2 protein-coding genes and 2 tRNA genes are annotated in these 1,490 nt (G+C 55.4%); 3 read left to right on the plus strand and 1 reads right to left on the minus strand.

Annotated elements, in window-relative coordinates; all coding sequences use genetic code 11:
- Positions 1-295: hypothetical protein (locus PVW49_RS23635; RefSeq protein ID WP_274591797.1), on the plus strand; the 295-nt coding region annotated here is incomplete at its 5' end.
- Positions 296-844: 549 nt separating this feature from the next.
- On the opposite strand, the gene PVW49_RS23640 is transcribed toward PVW49_RS23635, so the two are convergent.
- Positions 845-921 (minus strand) — tRNA-Met (locus PVW49_RS23640).
- A gap of 174 nt (positions 922-1,095) precedes the next feature.
- Here PVW49_RS23640 and PVW49_RS23645 point away from each other — a divergent pair.
- Positions 1,096-1,170, plus strand: a tRNA-Gln gene (locus PVW49_RS23645).
- Positions 1,170-1,478, plus strand: a complete 309-nt coding sequence (locus PVW49_RS23830) for a DUF6538 domain-containing protein (protein ID WP_371398856.1) — start codon at positions 1,170-1,172, stop codon at positions 1,476-1,478. Before PVW49_RS23645 ends, PVW49_RS23830 begins: the two co-directional genes overlap by 1 nt.
- Positions 1,479-1,490 lie beyond the last annotated feature (12 nt).

Below are 1,490 nucleotides of genomic sequence, written 5' to 3' on the forward strand. Positions count from 1 at the left end.
CGATACGTGGTCAAAGGAGCGGCACAATCCCGCGACAGGTCCACAGTTCGGTGACATATTGCTGATAAGTGATGCCATCCTTGCGCAGGATGGTGCACATTCGCCAGAGCTTACCGACAATGTCATTCGCGTTCATTTGCACACTCCCCGCCAATATTCCAACGCCATATGCGACGAACGACCCACAGTATCTGCTTCACAGCACAGCCACAAACTCGCAATAAATTTCTCAACGACATGGATCGGAATCGCCATGGCCATTGAGGACATCTCTAATCAAATGTACGATATATGAAAGCACCGCTTCGTTATGAGGTTTCGCTGCGTCTCGCCGGACTGGGTTTGCTTCTGTCAGTTCTTGGTAGGGTTCGGTCGCGGGAAGGAGCAGTTCGTTTGGAGATTTAGTGCAGATGAACAACCTGCGCGCTCAGTAGCTTCCATAAATTGCGTAATAATCTAGTGGCTACGGGCTGACCTATCTACGGACGCGACATTCGAGCCAATGTCTGTTCAACACGCGCCAAGGAGCGCGCCGCGCCCGACAATCGTTACACCGGCGGGATCTGACTTGCGACATGCGGGCTGCGATGGATCGTCCCTGTCGGTTTTGGGGCGAAGCTACTAGCCGGCCGTTCATCTTCAGCGTGCGCGTTACTGCTGTGATGACCCGTTCACCGGCAAACGATTCAGATGCAACCATAGCGCCACGCAGAGGCCATCACCGCCTCAGCAGCTATCCTCGCAGAATCTGTCGTCTGTTACCCAAAATGTAACCCAAGACCAGAACCACACGCGAGGCCCGCGCTGGAGAACCACTTAACCACCTGATAATTATGAGGTTTTGTGGTAGCGGAGGAGGGACTTGAACCCCCGACACGCGGATTATGATTCCGCTGCTCTAACCAACTGAGCTACTCCGCCACAGGCCCGGCGGGATTAGGACAGCAGCCCTCTGGCGTCAAGACAAAAAGCGCCGGAGTTTGGCGGATTTTCCGCAGTTTTGCCTCGCGGCGTGCGGGATGCAAAAAAGCTGAATTTTTTCGTCAGACGGGGCTTGATCCCGCATGCTGATTTGCGTAGAGACACCCGCACCGTTGGGGTGTAGCCAAGTGGTAAGGCAACTGTTTTTGGTACAGTGTACCGTAGGTTCGAATCCTACCACCCCAGCCATGGTCCAGAAAAAACCCATCCCTCCCAATGGGATAGCCGTTGATCAAGCGGCGATCCTCCCGTCTCGACGCGGTCGTGGTTCACAAACTGGTTCACATGGGCGCAGCACGCGATCTCGGAACCCCGGCCGAAGATGGGGTCTGCATCTCGTCCGCAGGAACGGGATCTTCTATTTCCGCCGCCGCTGGCCCAAGGCGTTGCGTGACGTCGGGGCATCCGATTTCTTCTCGGTCTCGCTTCGAATAAACGTCCTCGCCGAGGCAGTGAAGCGGTCGGTCGTGTGGATCGGCATGCAAAATTGGCTCTGACGCACATCGTGT

The sequence above is a fragment of the Marinovum sp. PR37 genome (genome assembly GCF_028807375.1).
Taxonomy (GTDB): domain Bacteria; phylum Pseudomonadota; class Alphaproteobacteria; order Rhodobacterales; family Rhodobacteraceae; genus Marinovum; species Marinovum algicola.